This window comes from Pseudomonas sp. AD21, assembly GCF_002878485.1.
GTDB lineage: Bacteria > Pseudomonadota > Gammaproteobacteria > Pseudomonadales > Pseudomonadaceae > Aquipseudomonas.
The window spans coordinates 48,936-68,013 of record NZ_NQYG01000007.1 but is presented as its reverse complement, the minus strand read 5'-3'; the positions used below and the strand labels follow the sequence as shown (position 1 = coordinate 68,013).

Annotated in this window: 16 protein-coding genes; 7 read left to right on the top strand and 9 right to left on the bottom strand. The window is 60.4% G+C overall.

Going from position 1 to position 19,078, the window contains the following annotated elements:
• Positions 1-148 precede the first annotated feature (148 nt).
• The 5 genes from PseAD21_RS06470 to PseAD21_RS06450 all read left to right on the top strand — a co-directional run bounded on the left by PseAD21_RS06470 (position 149) and on the right by PseAD21_RS06450 (position 8,264).
• Complete coding sequence (locus PseAD21_RS06470; protein ID WP_102354972.1) at positions 149-1,576, top strand: di-heme oxidoredictase family protein; 1,428 nt, start codon at positions 149-151, stop codon at positions 1,574-1,576.
• Between the two features lie 27 nt (positions 1,577-1,603).
• Positions 1,604-2,668, top strand: coding sequence for an imelysin family protein (locus tag PseAD21_RS06465; protein ID WP_102354971.1), 1,065 nt, complete (start codon positions 1,604-1,606; stop codon positions 2,666-2,668).
• Positions 2,669-2,682: 14 nt separating this feature from the next.
• Positions 2,683-3,783: a DUF1513 domain-containing protein gene (locus PseAD21_RS06460; RefSeq protein ID WP_102354970.1), complete on the top strand. Its 1,101-nt coding sequence runs from the start codon at positions 2,683-2,685 to the stop codon at positions 3,781-3,783.
• Between the two features lie 283 nt (positions 3,784-4,066).
• Positions 4,067-5,215, top strand: coding sequence for an efflux RND transporter periplasmic adaptor subunit (locus PseAD21_RS06455; RefSeq protein ID WP_102354969.1), 1,149 nt, complete (start codon positions 4,067-4,069; stop codon positions 5,213-5,215).
• 13 nt (positions 5,216-5,228) lie between these two features.
• Complete coding sequence (locus PseAD21_RS06450) at positions 5,229-8,264, top strand: multidrug efflux RND transporter permease subunit (protein WP_102354968.1); 3,036 nt, start codon at positions 5,229-5,231, stop codon at positions 8,262-8,264.
• A gap of 174 nt (positions 8,265-8,438) precedes the next feature.
• On the opposite strand, the gene PseAD21_RS06440 is transcribed toward PseAD21_RS06450, so the two are convergent.
• The 5 genes from PseAD21_RS06440 to PseAD21_RS06420 form a co-directional block, all read right to left on the bottom strand.
• Positions 8,439-8,666: a hypothetical protein gene (locus PseAD21_RS06440; RefSeq protein WP_025111684.1), complete on the bottom strand. Its 228-nt coding sequence runs from the start codon at positions 8,664-8,666 to the stop codon at positions 8,439-8,441.
• 2 nt (positions 8,667-8,668) lie between these two features.
• Positions 8,669-9,382 carry a lipopolysaccharide kinase InaA family protein gene (locus PseAD21_RS06435; RefSeq protein ID WP_102354966.1) on the bottom strand — a complete coding sequence of 238 codons (714 nt, stop codon included), beginning with the start codon at positions 9,380-9,382 and terminating at the stop codon, positions 8,669-8,671.
• A 4-nt stretch (positions 9,383-9,386) separates the two neighbouring features.
• Complete coding sequence (locus PseAD21_RS06430) at positions 9,387-10,055, bottom strand: class I SAM-dependent methyltransferase (protein ID WP_102354965.1); 669 nt, start codon at positions 10,053-10,055, stop codon at positions 9,387-9,389.
• A 151-nt stretch (positions 10,056-10,206) separates the two neighbouring features.
• Positions 10,207-11,481 (bottom strand): HAMP domain-containing sensor histidine kinase, encoded by a 1,275-nt coding sequence (locus tag PseAD21_RS06425; protein WP_102354964.1) that lies wholly within the window; start codon positions 11,479-11,481, stop codon positions 10,207-10,209.
• Positions 11,471-12,154, bottom strand: coding sequence for a response regulator transcription factor (locus PseAD21_RS06420; RefSeq protein ID WP_025111688.1), 684 nt, complete (start codon positions 12,152-12,154; stop codon positions 11,471-11,473). Before PseAD21_RS06420 ends, PseAD21_RS06425 begins: the two co-directional genes overlap by 11 nt.
• A 203-nt stretch (positions 12,155-12,357) precedes the next feature.
• Here PseAD21_RS06420 and PseAD21_RS06415 point away from each other — a divergent pair, with 203 nt between their 5' ends.
• Positions 12,358-14,307, top strand: coding sequence for an LTA synthase family protein (locus PseAD21_RS06415; protein ID WP_102354963.1), 1,950 nt, complete (start codon positions 12,358-12,360; stop codon positions 14,305-14,307).
• 261 nt (positions 14,308-14,568) lie between these two features.
• Here the strand turns inward: PseAD21_RS06415 and groL are convergent, their stop codons facing one another.
• The 4 genes from groL to PseAD21_RS06395 all read right to left on the bottom strand — a co-directional run bounded on the left by groL (position 14,569) and on the right by PseAD21_RS06395 (position 18,091).
• Entirely contained in the window at positions 14,569-16,215 is a 1,647-nt protein-coding gene (gene groL / locus PseAD21_RS06410; protein ID WP_102354962.1) for a chaperonin GroEL, read from the bottom strand.
• Between the two features lie 49 nt (positions 16,216-16,264).
• Entirely contained in the window at positions 16,265-16,558 is a 294-nt protein-coding gene (locus PseAD21_RS06405) for a co-chaperone GroES (protein ID WP_003227685.1), read from the bottom strand.
• A 259-nt stretch (positions 16,559-16,817) separates the two neighbouring features.
• Positions 16,818-17,294 carry an FxsA family protein gene (locus tag PseAD21_RS06400; RefSeq protein WP_102354961.1) on the bottom strand — a complete coding sequence of 159 codons (477 nt, stop codon included), beginning with the start codon at positions 17,292-17,294 and terminating at the stop codon, positions 16,818-16,820.
• Between the two features lie 65 nt (positions 17,295-17,359).
• Positions 17,360-18,091, bottom strand: a complete 732-nt coding sequence (locus PseAD21_RS06395; protein WP_102354960.1) for a HugZ family protein — start codon at positions 18,089-18,091, stop codon at positions 17,360-17,362.
• Between the two features lie 164 nt (positions 18,092-18,255).
• Here PseAD21_RS06395 and PseAD21_RS06390 point away from each other — a divergent pair, with 164 nt between their 5' ends.
• Complete coding sequence (locus tag PseAD21_RS06390) at positions 18,256-19,014, top strand: SDR family oxidoreductase (protein WP_016773416.1); 759 nt, start codon at positions 18,256-18,258, stop codon at positions 19,012-19,014.
• Positions 19,015-19,078 lie beyond the last annotated feature (64 nt).

Here is a 19,078-nt window from a genome sequence, read left to right as displayed (position 1 = left end):
GCCTTCGCGAGCAAGCCCGCTCCCACAGAGGCAACTGCGTTTCTCCAAATCACTGCGCTGTATCAAGCAAACGATAATTCCTCTTATTCAAACTCCCTCGCCCTGTTAGACTTTGCGCCTTTGTTTTCGCCCGTCTGCAGGATGTCTGATGCCCTCGCTGCCTCTTCGCTTGTCCGCACTGTTTCTGGCCCTGGGCCTGAGTGCCTGCGATGACGCCCCGCGTTTTACCAAGGCCGAGCCGGGTGAAGCGCGTTCGGGCGGTGCGGCGACCGTGCGCAAGACCGATCAGAACGCGTTCTCCCTGCCCTCGGCCAACCTGCCGCCGTCGCGCCGGGTCGATTTCAGTGTCGGCAACAGTTTCTTCCGCAGCCCGTGGGTGATCGCCCCGTCGACCACCACCGCCCGCGATGGCCTCGGCCCGCTGTTCAATACCAATGCCTGCCAGGGCTGCCATATCAAGGACGGCCGTGGCCATCCGCCACCGCCCGACGCGCCCAACGCCGTGTCGATGCTGGTCAGACTCTCGATCCCTGACACCCCGGAATTAGCCAAACTCATCGAGCAGGTCGGCGTGGTGCCTGAGCCGGTCTACGGCGGGCAGTTCCAGGACATGGCCGTGCCCGGCGTTACACCGGAAGGCAAAGTGCGTGTCGAATACACGCCAGTACCTATCCGTTTCAAGGACGGCACTGAAGTGGAACTGCGTAAACCGGTTCTGCAATTCAGCCAACTGGGCTACGGGCCGATGCACCCGGACACGCGTTTCTCGGCCCGCGTCGCGCCGCCGATGATCGGCCTCGGCCTGCTCGAAGCGATCCCGGAGGAAGCGATTCTTGCCAACGCCGCCGCGCAAGCTCAGAACAACAAGGGCATCAACGGGCGCCCGAATCAGGTATGGGATGACGCGCAGCAGAAGACCGTCATGGGCCGTTTTGGCTGGAAAGCCGGGCAGCCGAACCTCAATCAGCAGAATGTTCACGCGTTTTCCGGTGATATGGGCCTCACCACCAGCCTGAGACCGTTCGATGACTGCACCGACGCGCAAACCGCCTGCAAACAGGCGCCGAACGGCAATGGTCCGGACGGCGAGCCGGAAGTCAGCGACAACATCCTGCGCCTGGTGCTGTTCTACACCCGCAACCTCGCCGTGCCTGCACGCCGTGGTGTTAACGATGCAGACGTCATCGCCGGAAAGAATCTGTTTTTCCAGGCCGGCTGCGATTCGTGCCATACCCCGAAATACACCACCGTCGCCAACGCGGCCGAACCTGAACTGGCCAATCAAGTGATTCGCCCGTACAGCGATCTGCTGCTGCATGACATGGGCGACGGCCTGGCCGACAACCGCACTGAATTCCAGGCCTCCGGCCGCGACTGGCGCCCCCCGCCGTTGTGGGGGATCGGCCTGACGCAGGCGGTCAGTGGCCACACTCAGTTTTTGCATGACGGCCGCGCCCGCAATCTGCTCGAAGCCGTGCTCTGGCATGGCGGCGAAGCACAGAAGGCGCAGCAACAGGTTTTGTCTTTCAACGCCGAACAGCGTGCCGCGCTGCTGGCGTTTTTGAACTCACTTTAAACACTAATAAAGAATCGGGAGCCCGACATGTTCCGTCCCAAGCTACTGTTCACCAGCCTCGCCGCATTGGCACTCGGCGCGTGCTCGCCACAAGATCCGCAAGCGGTCACCTCGGCGGCCATCGCCAAATCGGTGATCCTGCCGACCTACACCCGTTGGGTCGAGGCCGACAAGCAACTGGCCGTCAGCGCCCTCGCCTACTGCCAGGGCAAGGAAACCCTGGAAACCGCCCGCGCCGACTTCCTGCATGCGCAGAAAGCCTGGGCCGAGCTGCAACCGTTGTTGATCGGGCCATTGGCCGAGGGCAACCGTTCGTGGCAGGTGCAGTTCTGGCCGGACAAGAAAAACCTCGTCGGCCGTCAGGTCGAACAACTGGTCGTTGCCCAGCCGCAGATCGATGCCGCGGCCCTGGCCAAGTCGAGCGTGGTGGTACAAGGCCTGTCGGCTTACGAATACATCCTGTTCGATGCCAAGCCTGACGTCGCCAACGACGAACAGAAAGCCAAATACTGCCCGCTGCTGATCGCCATCGGCGAACGTCAGAAGCAACTGGCTGAAGAGATTCTGCAAACCTGGAACAACACCGACGGCATGCTCGCGCAAATGAGCAAGTTCCCTAACCAGCGTTATGCCGACTCCCACGAAGCGATCGCCGACCTGCTGCGTGTGCAGGTCACCGCCCTCGACACCCTGAAGAAAAAACTCGGCACGCCGATGGGCCGCCAGAGCAAGGGTGTGCCGCAGCCGTTCCAGGCCGATGCATGGCGCAGCCAGTCGTCGCTGACATCAATGGAAGCCAGCCTCGCTGCGGCCAAAACCGTGTGGGAAGGCGTCGACAACAAAGGCCTGCGCGGTCTGTTGCCAAGCGATCAGAAACCACTGGCGGACAAGATCGACGCTGCGTACGCCGCCTCGCTCAAACTGTTCGGCAGCACCCAGCGCTCGCTGACCGAAATGCTCCAGGACGACGCCGGTCGCCAGCAGCTCAACGACCTCTACGACAGCCTCAACGTCGTCCATCGCCTGCACGAAGGCGAACTGGCCAAGGCGCTGGGCATTCAACTGGGCTTCAACGCCAACGACGGTGACTGATGAGGGCAAGTGCCATGCTGCGACGCCAGGCTCTGACTTTAGGTAGTGTGCTGCTGGGAGCAGTGACTCTGGGCGGCTGGACGCTGTTCAAGCGCAAGGATCAGAGCCCGTTGCTGCTCTCGGCGCGCGATGACACCGATGGCAAGCACTACGCTGTCGGTTATCGGCTGGACGGCAGCCGGGTGTTCGCCACCGAGGTCGGCCAGCGTTGTCACGACATCATCAACCACCCGACGCTGCCAATCGCGCTGTTCGTCGCCCGTCGCCCGGGCACCGAAAGCTACCTGATCGACCTGCGCGACGGGGCGTTGCTGCAAACCGTGACGTCGCAGCCGAACCGGCATTTCTACGGCCACGCGGTGGTACACAAGGACGGCGAATACCTGTACGCCACCGAGAACGACACCAGCGATCCGGGTCGCGGCCTGCTCGGGGTGTACAAGTTCGAAGGCGAGCGGCTGGTGTACAGCGGCGAGATCTCCACCCATGGCCTCGGTCCGCATCAGGTGTCGTGGATGCCCGATGGCGAAACCCTGGTGGTGGCCAACGGCGGAATTCGTACCGAGGCGGAAAGCCGTGTCGACATGAACCTCAACGCCATGGAACCGAGCCTGGTGCTGATGCAACGCGACGGCACCCTGCTGAGCAAGGAAACCCTCGCCCAGCAGATGAACAGTGTGCGCCACCTGGGGATCGCCAGCGACGGCACCATCGTCGCCGGCCAGCAATTCATGGGCGCCTCTCACGAGCGCTCCGAGCTGTTGGCAATCAAGCGTCCGGGTCAGCCGTTCGTGGCGTTCCCGGTGCCGGATCATCAGTTGCAGTCGATGGGGCATTACACCGCCAGCGTCGCCGTGCACAGCGAACTGCGCCTGGTGGCGTTGACCGCGCCACGCGGCAACCGGTTCTTTATCTGGGACCTGGACAGTGGCGAAGTGCGCCTCGACGCACCGCTGCCCGATTGCGCCGGCGTCGGTGCGGTGAAGGACGGATTTGTCGTGACCTCGGGTCAGGGTCGTTGCCGTTACTACGATTGCCGCCAGGATGAGCTGCTGGCCAAACCGCTGGATCTGCCGGCGGGGCTCTGGGATAACCATCTGCACTTGATCGCATAATCCACCTGTTCTGAGTACGACTCATAACCTGTGGCGAGGGGATTTATCCCCGATCGGCTGCGCAGCAGTCGCAAAACCATCGCACACGGTTCAATTGACAGACCGCGGTTTCAGGTTTTGGGGCGGCTGCGCCACCCATCGGGGATAAATCCCCTCACCACAGGTTCAGTGTTCAGACTTTTTCACTCCGTCCTCACCTGTAAAAACTCGCAGTTGGAATCCGCACCTGACTCGGAGTAATGTGCCCGACTGTCTCACCTGATTTATCCAAGGAACTGGAAATATGCTGCGTCGCCGCATGCTGATCATGTTGGGTGTTGTCTTGCTGGTCGTCCTGGTATTGGGCGGATACAAAGCCTTTTCGATCTACACCATGATCCAGGGCTTTGCCAAACCCAAACCGCCGATCAGTGTCGCCGTGGCCAGCGCCAGCGAACGGCCGTGGCAGATGCGCCTGCCGACCGTCGGCACGCTCAAGGCGCTGCAAGGCGTCGAGCTGAGCCTGGAAGTTGCCGGCACCGTCACTGAACTCAAATTCGAATCCGGACAGAAGGTCAAGGCCGGGCAACCGTTGCTGCAACTCGACAGCGCCGTCGAAACCGCCCTGCTGGAAACCGCCAAGGCCGACCTGGGCCTGGCGCAACTGGACTTCGGGCGTGGCAGCCAGTTGATCGACAGCCGCGCCATCTCCAAAGGTGAATACGACCGGCTCTCGGCAGTGCTGCAAAAGGAGCGGGCCACGGTCAATCAGCTCAATGCAGCGCTGGCGAAAAAGCGCATCGTCGCGCCGTTCAGCGGCACCATCGGCATTCGCCAGGTCGACGTCGGCGACTACCTCGCCAGCGGCACCAAAATCGCCACCCTGCAGGATCTGAGCAGCCTCTACGCCGACTTCTACGTGCCGGAGCAGTCGATACCGAAACTGGCGATCGGCCAACCAGTGCAGATCGGCGTCGCGGCCTATCCCGGGCAGAACTTCCCCGGCGCCATCAGCGCGATCAACCCGATTGTCGAGAGCACCACGCGCAACATTCTGGTCCGCGCGACCCTGGCCAACCCAGACGGCAGGTTGTTGCCGGGCATGTTCGCCAGCCTTGAGGTGTTGCTGCCCGACCCGCAGAAACACATCGTAGTACCGGAAAGCGCGATCACTTACACCCTCTACGGCAACTCGCTGTACGTGGTCGGGCAAAAGAAGGCCGAGGACGGCAGCGTCGAAAAAGACGACAAGGGCCAACCCGTGCTGATCGCCGAACGGCGCTTCATCGAGACCGGCGAACGCCGCGATGGTCTGGTGATGATCAACAAGGGCGTGCACAACGGTGAACAAGTGGTGACCGCCGGCCAGATCAAACTGGACAACGGCGCACACATCGCCATCAGCGACGACAAGACCCTCGGCGAGCAGAACAGTCCGCCTCGCGCCGACTGATCAAGGAATCCCCATGGCTTTTACCGATCCGTTCATCCGCCGCCCGGTGCTCGCCACCGTGGTCAGCCTGCTGATTGTGCTGCTGGGTTTCCAGGCCTGGAGCAAGCTGCCGCTGCGCCAATACCCGCAAATGGAAAACGCCCTGATCACGGTGACCACTGCCTACCCCGGGGCCAACGCCGAGACCATTCAGGGCTACATCACCCAGCCGATGCAGCAGAGCCTGGCGAGCGCCGAAGGCATCGACTACATGACCTCGGTCAGCCGCCAGAACTTCTCGGTGATCTCGATCTACGCGCGTATCGGCTCCAACACCGACCGCCTGTTCACCGAACTGCTGGCCAAGGCCAACGAGGTGAAAAACAAGCTGCCGCAGGACGCCGAAGACCCGGTGCTGAGCAAGGAATCGGCCGACGCCTCGGCCCTCATGTACATCAGCTTCTTCAGCAAGGATTTGAGCAACCCGCAGATCACCGACTACCTGTCGCGGGTGATCCAGCCGAAACTCGCGACCCTGCCGGGCATGGCCGAAGCGGAGATTCTCGGTAATCAGGTGTTCGCCATGCGCCTGTGGCTCGACCCGGTGAAGCTTGCCGGTTTCGGCCTCAGTGCCAGCGACGTGACCAACGCGGTGCGCCAGTACAACTTCCTCTCTGCCGCAGGCGAAGTGAAGGGCGAGTACGTGGTCACCAGCATCAACGCCAACACCGAGCTGAAGTCCGCCGAAGCCTTCGCGGCGATTCCGCTCAAGGTCAGTGGCGACAGCCGCGTGCTGCTCAGCGATGTGGCGCGAGTCGAGATGGGCGCGGAAAACTACGATTCGATCAGTTCGTTCGGCGGCACGCCGTCGGTGTACATCGGCATCAAGGCCACGCCCGGGGCCAACCCGCTGGACGTGATCCGGGAAGTGCGCAAACTGATGCCGGAACTGGAAGCCCAGTTGCCGCCCAACCTCAAGAGCGAGATTGCCTACGACGCCACCCTGTTCATTCAGGCCTCGATCGACGAAGTGGTGAAAACCCTGTTCGAAGCGGTGCTGATCGTGATTGTGGTGGTGTTCCTGTTTCTCGGCGCGCTGCGCTCGGTGGTGATCCCGGTGGTGACCATCCCGCTGTCGATGATCGGCGTGATGTTCTTCATGCAGATGATGGGTTACTCGATCAATCTGCTGACCCTGCTGGCGATGGTGCTGGCGATCGGGCTGGTGGTGGACGACGCGATTGTCGTGGTGGAGAACATCCACCGGCATATCGAGGAGGGCAAAACGCCGCTGGAGGCTGCACTGGAAGGTGCCCGGGAAATCGCCATGCCGGTGGTGTCGATGACCATCACCCTGGCGGCAGTGTATGCGCCGATCGGTTTCCTCACCGGCCTGACCGGGGCGCTGTTCAAGGAGTTCGCCTTGACCCTGGCTGGCGCCGTGGTGATCTCCGGGATCGTGGCCCTGACCCTGTCGCCGATGATGTGCGCCCTGCTGTTGCGTCACGAGGAAAACCCCAGTGGCCTGGCGCATCGACTGGACCGCATCTTCGATGGCCTCAAGCGCCGCTATCAGAGCCTGTTGCACGGCACGCTGAACACTCGCCCGGTGGTGCTGGTGTTTGCCGTGATCGTGCTGTGTCTGATCCCGGTGTTCCTCAAGTTCACCAAGTCGGAACTGGCGCCGGATGAGGATCAGGGCATCATTTTCATGATGGCCAACGCCCCGCAGCCGACCAACCTCGACTACCTGAGCACCTACACCGACGAATTCATCAAGATCTTCAAGGAGTTTCCGGAGTACTACTCCTCGTTCCAGATCAACGGCTACAACGGTGTGCAATCGGGCATCGGCGGCTTCCTGCTCAAGCCGTGGAACGAACGCAGCCGCACCCAGATGCAGATCCTGCCCGAGGTGCAAGGCAAACTGGGCGCCATCCCGGGCCTGCAGATCTTCGGCTTCAACCTGCCCTCCCTGCCCGGCACCGGTGAAGGCTTGCCGTTCGAGTTCGTGATCAACACCGCCAATGACTACGAGTTGCTGCTGCAAGTGGCCGACCGGATCAAGAAGCGCGCGATGGAGTCGGGCAAGTTCGCCTTCGTCGACCTCGACCTGGCGTTCGACAAGCCGGAAGTGGTGGTCGACATCGACCGCGCCAAAGCCGCGCAGATGGGCGTGTCGATGCTCGACTTGGGCAGCACCCTGGCGACGCTGCTGGGCGAGGCGGAAATCAACCGCTTCACCATCGAAGGCCGTAGCTACAAGGTGATTGCCCAGGTCGAGCGACCGTTTCGCGAGAACCCTGGCTGGCTGAACAGCTACTACGTGAAAAACACCCAGGGCGAGCTGCTGCCACTGTCGACCCTGATCAAGGTCACCGACCGGGCGCGACCGCGTCAGCTCAACCAGTTCCAGCAACTCAACGCCGCGAAGGTCTCCGGATTCCCGCTGGTCAGCATGGGCGAGGCAATCGACACCGTGTTGCAGATTGCGCGGGAGGAAGCGCCGGCCGGTTTTGCCTTCGACTACGGCGGCGCCTCGCGCCAGTACGTGCAGGAAGGCAACGCGCTGTGGGTGACCTTCGCCCTCGCGTTGGCGATCATTTTCCTGGTGCTGGCAGCGCAGTTCGAGAGCTTCCGCGACCCGTTGGTGATTCTGGTGACGGTGCCGCTGTCGATCTGCGGTGCGTTGATTCCGCTGTTCCTGGGCTGGTCGAGCATGAACATCTACACCCAGGTCGGGCTGGTGACGCTGATCGGGCTGATCAGCAAGCACGGGATCCTGATCGTCGAATTCGCCAACCAGTTGCGCAAGGACAAAGGCCTGACCGCGCGCGAGGCGGTCGAAGAAGCGGCGGCGATTCGCTTGCGGCCGGTGTTGATGACCACAGCAGCGATGGTGTTCGGCATGGTGCCGTTGATTCTGGCGACCGGTGCAGGCGCAGTGAGCCGGTTTGATATCGGCATGGTGATTGCCACCGGGATGTCGATCGGCACGTTGTTTACGCTGTTCGTGCTGCCGTGCATCTACACGCTGCTGGCGAAACCCGATCCGCAAGAAACCACATAACCCCTGTGGGAGCGAGCTTGCTCGCGAAAGCGGTTTTCCAGTCAACGGCAATATGTTGACTGACACACCGCCTTCGCGAGCAAGCCCGCTCCCACAGGGGACGGTGTGATCCCGAAGACACGCAATAAAAAAGGCCTCGCAACTGCGAGGCCTTTTATTTGGGCTTCAATCGGTTCAACTCTGTGGCCTCATCCCTTGAGAAAGTCCGAACATGAACAGCAACAAATCATGGTCGGGTTTAGTGGCCACGGAGGCTTTCGCCACCCGTGGTACTGCGCAGTGAGCATCGCCCGTGGTGGCACCGATCACCTGCATGCGGGGCTGCTCCCAGGCCGCCACCGCCAATGAAGCAACTGCCAAGGCTCCAACCAAAAACAAACCTCGTGCAATTTCGAGTTTCATCGCTATAAACCTTTGATAGCGCTGCCAAACGCCGTCTCATAAAAGTAGACGAGTTTTTTCCAGTCCGTGTCGCTGAACGACGAATGGCGACGCAATTGCTTCATGTCATGGGCGGCCGCGCGATAAGCGGTCAGACGCTGGCGGCATTTTTCCAGATCGATCAATGCCACCTCGACCTGAGCCGAATCGCCCTCGCCGGTCACCCGTACAAATACGTGTTTGATGTAGATGCAGCTGTGCTGCCAACGGCCCTTGTGCATGCGCGCAAGGTTTTGTGCCAGGTCCTTCAGGACGCGTTCGTAGACCGCTTCGCCGTATTGGGCACGACCACCAGCGGCTTCCCACTTTTCGAGTTCGTCGAAACCGTCCAGCGACTTGGTCACCAGCAGGGCACGCCACTTGTATTGCGGATCAGGCTGCGCGCCGCAGAAGACGATTTGCGGTACGCGCACACCGAGTCGGCTGACGCCGGTCAGGGCATCCAGTTCGCGCAGCACCGTCGGGCGACCGAAGGGATGCAGCCAACTGCGGTAGATATGTCCGGTCTGGCGCTTGGCATACAGTAACTGGCCGTCTCGGCCCATGACTCGTTGCACACCACTTTCACCACCACGGCGTACGTTGGGTTCTTCCACCCATTCACCGCGCTGGTTCCAGAAGTAGTCGAAGCGATCCTGGGGAGCGACTTCCGTTTCTGCTGCTGTTTGCACCGCCATCCTGTTACCTCTTGCGTAATACGTAAACCCGCCACATGGCATAGAGCGGAATAAAGTCCAGTTGTTCCTGAATGCGAAAACCTGCTTCTTCGAATTCCTTTTCTACTGTCACAGCCGGTAACACAAACCGGTTCTGGTAACCTTCCTGCCCGCGACGTTTCTCGGCCCGCTTGCGTTTCCAGGCCTTGAAATTACCGTCGACCCACAACGAAATGATGACGCTGTCGCGAGTGACGCGCTCGAATTCGCGCAAAATCGCCCGCCGATGCTCGGCTTCACCGATGTGATGCAATAAACGCATGCAGAAAATGCTGTCGACGGCGTTATCCGGCAAGGCAATGTCGAACGCTGACGTGTGCAAAGGTTGTACCCGTTTCACTACGTCGGCCGGTTGCGATTGCATCGCGGTCTTGATCATCGATTCGGAATTGTCCGCGCCGATGATCACCCGGTTGGGCTTTTCCGCCAGCAACGGCCAGAAACGCCCTGCTCCGCACGGCAGGTCCAGGACCAAACCAGGCTCACCGGCCAGGGTCAGCGCCTTGCGAGCCACCTGCTCGTCCCGCCAATGAGACAACCGACGACCAAGACCGTCCTGATGCTTGCGCAAATATTTTTGCGCATGCTGGTCATCATACTTTTCGGAAAAATCGAGCTTGATCGGTCTGCTCATCTTCAGGGCTCCTGAATTACTGATACCCCTACCATAGGTAGTGGCATGTCAGCGTCAGGTCGTCCCTTTGTGAAAAAAACGTCAGGTAAACCGGCAATCTATTACAGGGTTTTACACAGGGAAAGCAATAGCGCGGGGCCATCAATGGGGCTCAGCGCAGCCCCAGCGTCACTTCGAAGCGGCAGCCATTCGGTTCCATAGTGCTCAAGGTTACTTCCCAGCCCTGGTTCTCGCAGATCCGCTGCACCAGCGACAAGCCCAGCCCAAGGCCTTCGCCGCGCTTTTCATTGCCGCGCACGAAGGGCTGGAACATGGCTTCGCGTTTCTCCTCGGGAATCCCGACGCCCGAGTCTTCGACGACGAATCCGTTGTCGTTGAGTGTCAGGCGAATGAACCCCTGTTCGGTGTAGTGGCAGGCATTGCGCAGCAGGTTGCCCATGACGGCGCCGAGCAGGGTGGCGTTGAAGCAGGTGTCCGGCGGATTGCCCGGCTCGAACATCAGGCGCAGTCCTTTGGACTCGATTGGTTCGCGCCAGAGACTCAACAGCCCATCGGCCACTTGGGCGATGTTCTGCTGCGGCGCGGAACCGGCGTCTTCACGCTGGGCGCGGGCGAGCATCAGGAAGGTCTGCACCAGCTCGCGCATTTCCTGGCTGGCACGGGCGATACGCTCGACCTGGGCCCGGCCGCGTTGATCCAGTCCCGGGTTTTCCAAAAGCAATTCGCAGGAACTGGCCAACACCATCAACGGTGTACGCAGTTCATGGCTGACGTCGCTGGTGAATAGCCGCTCGCGGGTCAGCGCCTGACGCAGGCGCCCGAGCGTGGCATCGAACGCCACTGCCAGTTCGCCGACTTCGTCAGCCGCATAGTCCGGTGCCAACGGCGGCGCCAGCCCCAGCAGTTGATCGCGGTGCCGCACTTGCCGCGCCAGTCGCACCACCGGCGCCATGACCTTGCGCGCCAACACCCAGCCGAGAAACACCGCCAGCGCCAGACTGAGCACGAAGCCCACCAGCACCACGGCGAACAGCACGCGTTCGCGCTCTTCGAAATCGCTTTGATCCTGCAGCAACACATAGCGGCGACCGTCGACGATCTCGACCATCGCGTGATACGACAGTTGTTCGCGGAACACTTCGTGGAAGCCCGCATCGAGGTGACGCAGGTCCTTGGGCAGCTCGAAATCACCCGGGCCGCCGCTGAAATAAAACAACTGGTCCGGTTCCGGGCGATGGCTCCAGTCCGAGACATTGTCCATCAGCAGCAGACGCTGCAGGTCGCCGCCCAGTCCCGCCGAAATCAGTTTCTCCTCCACCAGATGCACGGTCGCCACAATGCCCATGGCGAAGGCCCCGGCCACCAGTGCACTCATCAGCGCAAAGGCGATGATGATCCGCTGGGAAAGGCTTTGCTTAAACTCCATCACGCCCCTCGGCCAGGCGGTAACCCACACCGTGCACGGTTTGCAGCAACGGTTTGGCGAATGGCTTGTCAATCACCTGACGCAATTGGTGGACGTGGCTGCGCAAGCTGTCGCTGTCCGGACAGTCATCGCCCCACAGCGCTTCCTCGAGAATTTCCCGACGCAGCACGTGAGGACTCTTCTGCATCAATACCGCCAGCAGTTTCAGGCCGACCGGGTTGAGTTTGAGCAGCTTGCCCTCGCGGGTCACCTCCAGAGTATCGAGGTCGTAGGTCAGATCACCGACCTGCAGCGCACGGCGTCCGCCACCCTGAGTGCGGCGCATCACGGCCTCCACTCGCGCTGCCAGTTCGGACAGGGCAAACGGTTTGACCAGGTAATCGTCGGCCCCGGACTTGAAGCCCTGCAGGCGGTCGTCCAGTTGATCGCGGGCGGTGAGCATGATCACCGGGGTGTCGCGCCGGGCGTCTTCACGCAGGCGTTTGCACAGGGTGTAGCCGTCGATCCCGGGCAACATGATGTCGAGCACGATCAGGTCGTAATGCTCGGTGGCGGCCAGATGCAGGCCCGACAAGCCGTCCTGGGCACAATCGACGGTATAGCCTTTGAGCCCCAGGTAATCGGCCAGGTTGGCCAGGATATCGCGGTTGTCTTCGACCAATAGAATTCGCATTGGCATTTCCTCCGTACACAGTAACGGCCGTCTTGGCCCGCGCAGCTTAAGGCCAACGCCGGTTCAGGGCTAGGGCCGGCAAGCGCGCAGGTCGATTTGTCCAAAAAAATTAAATATTTAACAAAGTTTTCACTATCGATTCACAACCTGATTACAGTGGCGCCGCGACACTCGCGCGCCATTGATATAAGGAAAACGAAACAATGGACCCTTTCAAGACAGCGCCCATGCGCTTTCTGCTGCTTATCACCGGCGCCTGGCTGGTCATTTTTCTCCTCACCCGAGCGGTATTGCTGCTGACTCACCTGGATGAAGCCGGTGGCTTCGCCCTTTCCGTGTTCGGCATCGGCGCGCTCTATGACCTGGGGTTCCTGGCTTACGCGGCGCTGCCGATGGGCCTGTACCTGCTGCTCTGCCCGCCGGGCCTGTGGCGGCGTCGCGGGCATCGCGGGTTCCTGCGCGCCCTGCTGACCATCAGCCTGTTCGCGATGCTGTTCGTGGCGGTGGCCGAATGGCTGTTCTGGGACGAGTTCGGCGTGCGCTTCAACTTCATCGCCGTCGATTACCTGGTGTATTCCGACGAAGTGCTGAACAACGTCCTCGAGTCGTACCCGATCGGTAAACTGCTGAGCCTCCTCGCGGTGCTGGCCGTGGTGATCAGTTTCGCCCTGCGCAAACCATTCAATGCGGCCATGAATGCCCCGCTGCCACCGCTGCGCGCACGGCTGCTGAATGCACTGGGCCTGTTGATCGTCGCCGGTTTGAGCCTGCAACTGCTCAGCCAGGACGCACCTCGCGCCCAGGGCGGCAACGCTTACCAGAACGAACTGGCCAGCAACGGCCCGTATCAGTTCTTCGCCGCGTTCCGTAACAATGAGCTGGACTACGCCCAGTTCTACAAGAGCCTGCCAGCGGAAAAAGTCGCCGGTGAGATCCGTGCCGAGCTGAGTGAAAGCAACGCTCGCTTCATCGGCCAGGACCCGCAGGACATCCGCCGGGTGATCGACAACCCCGGTACTGCGCGTAAACCGAACATTGTGCTGGTGACCATCGAAAGCCTGAGCGCCAAGTACCTGGGCAGCAACGGTGACGGTCGCAACCTGACGCCGAACCTCGACGCCTTGCGCAAGCAGAGCCTGTACTTCAACAACTTCTACGCCACCGGCACCCGCACCGACCGCGGCCTGGAAGCGATCACCCTGGCCATCCCGCCGACGCCGGGTCGCTCGATCGTCAAGCGCATCGGCCGTGAAAGCGGTTTCGCCAGCCTTGGCCAACAGCTGAGCGCCGTGGGTTATGACAGTGTGTTCGTCTACGGCGGACGCGGTTACTTCGACAACATGAACGCGTTCTTCAGCGGCAACGGCTATCGCGTCGTCGACCAGAGCAGCGTCGATGAAGCCGAAATCCACTTCAAGAACGCCTGGGGCATGGCCGACGAGGATCTGTATCGCCAGACCCTGAAGCTGGCGGACGCCGATTACGCCAAGCAGCAACCGTTCCTGCTGCAGTTGATGACCACGTCCAACCATCGTCCTTACACCTATCCGGACAACCGGATCGACATCAAATCCGGCAACGGCCGTGATGGTGCGGTGAAGTACACCGATTACGCGATTGGTCAGTTCCTTGAGCAGGCCCGCCAGAAACCGTGGTTCGACAACACGATCTTCATCTTCGTCGCCGACCACACCGCTGGCAGCGCCGGCAAAGAAGACTTGCCGATCGCCAACTATCAGATCCCGCTGTTCATCTACGCGCCGAGAATGATCGAGGCACGCGAGAGCGCGCAACTGGCCAGCCAGATCGACCTCGCCCCGACGCTGCTGGGCTTGCTGAATCTGGACTACACCTCGACGTTCTTCGGCCGCAACCTGTTGCTGGACAACCCGCTGCCACCGCGCGTGGTAGTCGGCAACTATCAGCATCTGGGTCTGTTCGATGGCAAGGATCTGGCGATTCTCAGTCCGCGCCAGGGCTTGCGCCGGCATGACGATGCGCTGACCGAAAGCCGCGAATCACGGGTTACCAGTGACGACCCGCTGATCACCCGCGCGATCACCTATTATCAGACCGCCAGTTATGGCTTCAAACAGCAGCTGTTGAGCTGGAAGCCTGCGAAGGACAACACGGCGCAGGTCAGCGAACAGTAACCGTTAATAGAAACGCCCCGGGCTGATGCACCGGGGCGTTTTTTTTTGCGCAACCGGTTAGTGCAGGAAACACAGATCCCAATGTGCGAGCGAACCTGCTAGCGAATGCGCTGTATCTGTCACAGCAGTGGTGACGGGTGGATTGCTTTCGCGAGCAGGCTCGCTCCCACAGGGGGACGGTGTGAAGCCTGAAATCCGGGCAATAAAAAACCCCGCCTGCTCATCGCAGGCGGGGTTTTTCGTTACAGGGGTAAGGCTGGCTTACATCATGCCGCCCATGCCACCCATGCCGCCCATGTCTGGCATACCGCCGCCAGCACCGCCGTCTTTCTTCGGCGCGTCAGCAACAGCGGCTTCGGTGGTCAGGATCAGACCGCCGATCGAGGCTGCAGCTTGCAGAGCGGAACGGGTTACCTTGGTTGGGTCCAGGATGCCCATTTCGATCATGTCGCCGTATTCGCCGGAAGCAGCGTTGTAACCGAAGTTACCTTTGCCGTTCTTCACTTCGTTGACGACTACGCTTGGCTCGTCACCGGAGTTGGCAGCGATCTGACGCAGCGGCGCTTCAACAGCGCGACGCAGTACAGCGATACCGACGTTCTGGTCAGCGTTGTCGCCGGTCAGTTCGGTCAGGGCTTCCAGAGCACGGATCAGCGCAACGCCACCGCCAGGTACCACGCCTTCTTCAACGGCTGCACGGGTAGCGTGCAGGGCGTCTTCAACGCGGGCCTTCTTCTCTTTCATTTCTACTTCGGAACCAGCGCCAACCTTGATCACTGCAACGCCGCCGGACAGTTTGGCCAGACGCTCTTGCAGTTTTTCACGGTCGTAGTCCGAGGAAGTTTCAGCAACCTGGGCGCGGATCTGAGCGATACGCGATTCGATGTCGCCTGCAACGCCAGCACCGTCAACGATGATGGTGTTTTCCTTGGAGATGGTCACACGCTTGGCGCTGCCGAGGTTTTCCAGGGTAGCTGCTTCCAGGCTCAGGCCGATCTCTTCGGAGATAACGGTACCGCCGGTCAGAACAGCGATGTCCTGCAGCATGGCCTTGCGACGGTCGCCGAAGCCAGGAGCCTTCACGGCTGCGACTTTGACGATGCCACGCATGTTGTTCACTACCAGAGTCGCCAGGGCTTCGCCTTCAACGTCTTCGGAAACGATCAGCAGTGGACGGCCGGCTTTGGCAACGGCTTCCAGCACTGGCAGCATTTCGCGGATGTTCGAGATCTTTTTGTCGACCAGCAGCACCAGTGGGTTGTCCAGTTCGGCAACCATGGTTTCCGGCTTGTTGACGAAGTACGGGGACAGGTAGCCACGGTCGAACTGCATGCCTTCTACAACCGACAGTTCGTTTTCCAGGCCAGTGCCTTCTTCAACGGTGATCACGCCTTCTTTACCGACTTTTTCCATGGCTTCGGCAATGATGTCGCCGATGGAGCTGTCGGAGTTGGCGGAGATGGTGCCGACCTGAGCGATTGCCTTGGTGTCAGCGCATGGCTTGGACAGGGCTTTCAGCTCTTTGACGATCGCGATGGTCGCTTTGTCGATACCGCGCTTGAGGTCCATCGGGTTCATGCCGGCAGCGACGGCTTTCAGGCCTTCGTTGACAATCGACTGAGCCAGAACGGTAGCGGTGGTAGTACCGTCACCAGCGTCATCGTTGGCACGGGAGGCAACGTCTTTGACCAGCTGCGCGCCCATGTTTTCGAAACGATCTTCGAGTTCGATTTCTTTGGCGACGGAAACGCCGTCCTTGGTGATGGTCGGAGCGCCGAAGCTCTTCTCGAGGATCACGTTACGGCCTTTCGGGCCCAGGGTCGCTTTTACCGCGTCAGCCAGAACGTTGACGCCTTTGAGCATCTTGGAGCGGGCGGCATCGCCGAACTTAACTTCTTTAGCAGCCATGATCGATATTCCTTAAATACTTTGTAGTAGCGGGAAAATGAGCGGGAAATCAGCCTTCCAGTACAGCGAGAATCTCGTTCTCAGCCATTACCAGCAGGTCTTCGCCGTCGACTTTCACAGTGTTGCTGCCGGAGTAAGGACCGAACACAACCTTGTCGCCGACTTTAACGGCCAGCGCACGCACTTCACCGTTTTCCAGGGTCTTGCCCGGGCCAGCAGCGACGATCACACCGTGGTTGGCTTTTTCAGCAGCCGAACCTGGCAGGACGATACCGCCAGCGGTTTTCTTTTCTTCTTCGCTGCGACGGATGACGACGCGGTCATGCAGAGGACGAAGCTTCATTGTCGATCTCTCCTAATTGTGGTTTTCATCGGCCGGTGTAGTCCCGGCGGGTTTAACAAATCCGGCCTGCGCCGGTTGCGGTTCGTCGAGCGAGCCGCGGAAGTCTGTCCGACTCAAATGTCGGAAACCTTTCGGTGACCGATACATAAGGGCGCATAAGCTTATTACAAGGGCGGGGGCAGAAAATTTTTCATCGATTTGCCCCTTGAATGCCGCGCATAAAGAAACGGCACCCGAAGGTGCCGTGTCGATGCAGGGGTTACTTGCTGTCGCGATGTTCGAACTCGCCTTCGATCACATCACCCTCGCGGCCCAGAGGCTGGCGCGGTGCAGGACCGCCGCGGGGTTGCAGGTCGTCGGCGAACGCACGCTGACGAATCGCTTGTTCTTCAGCACGCTGGCGCATTTTGTTTGCCAGCAGACGACGGCTGAACGGCAACAGCATCACCAGACCGACCACGTCGCTGACGAAGCCCGGCAGGATCAACAGGCCGCCGGCCAGTGCCAGCATCAGGCCTTCAAGCATGGTCTGCGCGGGCAGCTCACCGCGGTTCAGGCTTTCACGGGCACGCAGTGCCGTGGCCAGTCCGGCGACGCGCAGCACGAACACGCCGAACATCGAGCCGAGAATAATCAGCAGCAGGGCCGGGAAAAACCCGATAGCCCCTGCCACTTTGACGAATACGAACAGCTCCAGCACCGGAAACAGCAGAAAGAGCAACAAAAAAGGGCGCATCAAAGATTCCTCAACGCAAGAAATGCCTTGCAGTAAGCATTAGATGACGTCGCCCTTTCGTGAATTCAAGCGTCGGCCACTGCATTTTTTGGCCAGACCTCGGCGTGAGCCAGAGAAACCAAGGCTTCGCGCACTTGTATCGGCGTATGACAAGACGCTTGAAACGGCAACCAGTACAGCGCCTGACCGATGCGCAGGTGCATGCCTTCGCTGTCGATCCCGGCCAGTTGTGCCGGCACGGTTTGCGGCAGGCCGGTCAATTCCACGTAGTGCGCAATGGCTTTGGCATGATCGCTGTTCATGTGCTCGACCATGCTGATCTCGGCCTTGCCGGCGAACGGGTTGGCCAGTGTCAGTTGATCGACCCAGTGAATCGCACCGAAACCGCCGATGTAGCGATGACGCACCGGATTGAGCACCCAGAAGTCGAAGTCATGGGCCTTGTGATAGTTCTGCGAATCGGGGAAATAACGGTAATAACGCTCGGCGGCAGCTTCAATGGCGAGCGGATCCTCGAGCTTTTGCGCTTCGGCCAGATAGGTCAGGCGACCAACGGCTTGAACGTCATCGGCCTCGCGTTCGCCGACCAGCAGCGAACATTTCGCGTCCTTTTGCAGGTTATGGGTGTGCTGGGCGATGCGGCTGATCAGGATCAGCGGGCGGCCCTGCTCGTCCAGGCAATAGGGAACCACGGAGCCAAACGGGAAGCCGGGCATCGATTTGGAGTGGGTGGACAATACGCCACGGTATTCCTTGAGAAGCAATTCTCGGGCATTCTTGGCCGCTTCAACGCTCAATTTATGACTCCTTATATAGAATCCGTCGAAAAAACGGACAGGCGCCTGGGGATAAGTCCCGGTCACGCCATCTGGCAATGCGCATGTGCAATCGGGCCACACCCGCTGCAGATCGAGCGGCGCCAATAACAAAAACCACTCAGACCGGCTATCGGGGCATGCGAATGCAACTCAACGACAAAGTAATCATTATCACCGGCGGTTGCCAGGGTTTGGGCCGTTCCATGGCCGAGTATTTCGCCGGCAAAGGCGCGAAGCTGGCCCTGGTGGACCTGAATCAGGAAAAACTCGACGACGCGGTAGCCGCCTGCAAGGCCAAGGGTGTCGAGGCGCGCAGCTATCTGTGCAACGTGGCCAATGAAGAACAGGTTGAGCATATGGTCGCCCAGGTGGCCGAAGACTTTGGCGCGATCCATGGCCTGATCAACAACGCCGGGATCCTGCGTGACGGCCTGCTGCTCAAGGTCAAGGACGGCGAAATGACCAAGATGAGCCTGGCCCAGTGGCAGGCGGTAATCGACGTCAACCTGACCGGCGTGTTCCTGTGCACCCGGGAAGTCGCGGCGAAAATGGTCGAGCTGAAGAACAGTGGCGCGATCATCAATATCTCGTCGATCTCGCGCGCCGGTAACGTTGGCCAGACCAACTATTCCGCGGCCAAGGCCGGTGTTGCTGCGGCGACCGTGACCTGGGCCAAAGAGCTGGCACGCTATGGCATTCGTGTGGCGGGGATCGCGCCGGGCTTCATCGAGACCGAGATGACCCTGGGCATGAAGCCCGAAGCGCTGGAGAAAATGACCTCGGGAATTCCGCTCAAGCGCATGGGCAAGCCGGAAGAGATCGCCCATTCGGCGGCGTATATTTTCGAAAACGACTATTACACCGGGCGGATTCTGGAGATGGATGGCGGGTTGCGCATCTAGCAGCGTCACCACAAAACCACTGTGGGAGCGGGCTTGCTCGCGAAGGCGGCGGATCAGACAACTG

Excerpts from the sequence above, each read along its gene's own strand:
- PseAD21_RS06470 (WP_102354972.1), top strand. The coding sequence starts at position 149 with ATGCCCTCGCTGCCTCTTCGCTTGTCCGCACTGTTTCTGGCCCTGGGC.
- PseAD21_RS06465 (WP_102354971.1), top strand. The coding sequence starts at position 1,604 with ATGTTCCGTCCCAAGCTACTGTTCACCAGCCTCGCCGCATTGGCACTC.
- PseAD21_RS06460 (WP_102354970.1), top strand. The coding sequence starts at position 2,683 with ATGCTGCGACGCCAGGCTCTGACTTTAGGTAGTGTGCTGCTGGGAGCA.
- PseAD21_RS06455 (WP_102354969.1), top strand. The coding sequence starts at position 4,067 with ATGCTGCGTCGCCGCATGCTGATCATGTTGGGTGTTGTCTTGCTGGTC.
- PseAD21_RS06450 (WP_102354968.1), top strand. The coding sequence starts at position 5,229 with ATGGCTTTTACCGATCCGTTCATCCGCCGCCCGGTGCTCGCCACCGTG.
- PseAD21_RS06440 (WP_025111684.1), bottom strand. The coding sequence starts at position 8,666 with ATGAAACTCGAAATTGCACGAGGTTTGTTTTTGGTTGGAGCCTTGGCA.
- PseAD21_RS06435 (WP_102354966.1), bottom strand. The coding sequence starts at position 9,382 with ATGGCGGTGCAAACAGCAGCAGAAACGGAAGTCGCTCCCCAGGATCGC.
- PseAD21_RS06430 (WP_102354965.1), bottom strand. The coding sequence starts at position 10,055 with ATGAGCAGACCGATCAAGCTCGATTTTTCCGAAAAGTATGATGACCAG.
- PseAD21_RS06425 (WP_102354964.1), bottom strand. The coding sequence starts at position 11,481 with ATGGAGTTTAAGCAAAGCCTTTCCCAGCGGATCATCATCGCCTTTGCG.
- PseAD21_RS06420 (WP_025111688.1), bottom strand. The coding sequence starts at position 12,154 with ATGCGAATTCTATTGGTCGAAGACAACCGCGATATCCTGGCCAACCTG.
- PseAD21_RS06415 (WP_102354963.1), top strand. The coding sequence starts at position 12,358 with ATGGACCCTTTCAAGACAGCGCCCATGCGCTTTCTGCTGCTTATCACC.
- groL (WP_102354962.1), bottom strand. The coding sequence starts at position 16,215 with ATGGCTGCTAAAGAAGTTAAGTTCGGCGATGCCGCCCGCTCCAAGATG.
- PseAD21_RS06405 (WP_003227685.1), bottom strand. The coding sequence starts at position 16,558 with ATGAAGCTTCGTCCTCTGCATGACCGCGTCGTCATCCGTCGCAGCGAA.
- PseAD21_RS06400 (WP_102354961.1), bottom strand. The coding sequence starts at position 17,294 with ATGCGCCCTTTTTTGTTGCTCTTTCTGCTGTTTCCGGTGCTGGAGCTG.
- PseAD21_RS06390 (WP_016773416.1), top strand. The coding sequence starts at position 18,256 with ATGCAACTCAACGACAAAGTAATCATTATCACCGGCGGTTGCCAGGGT.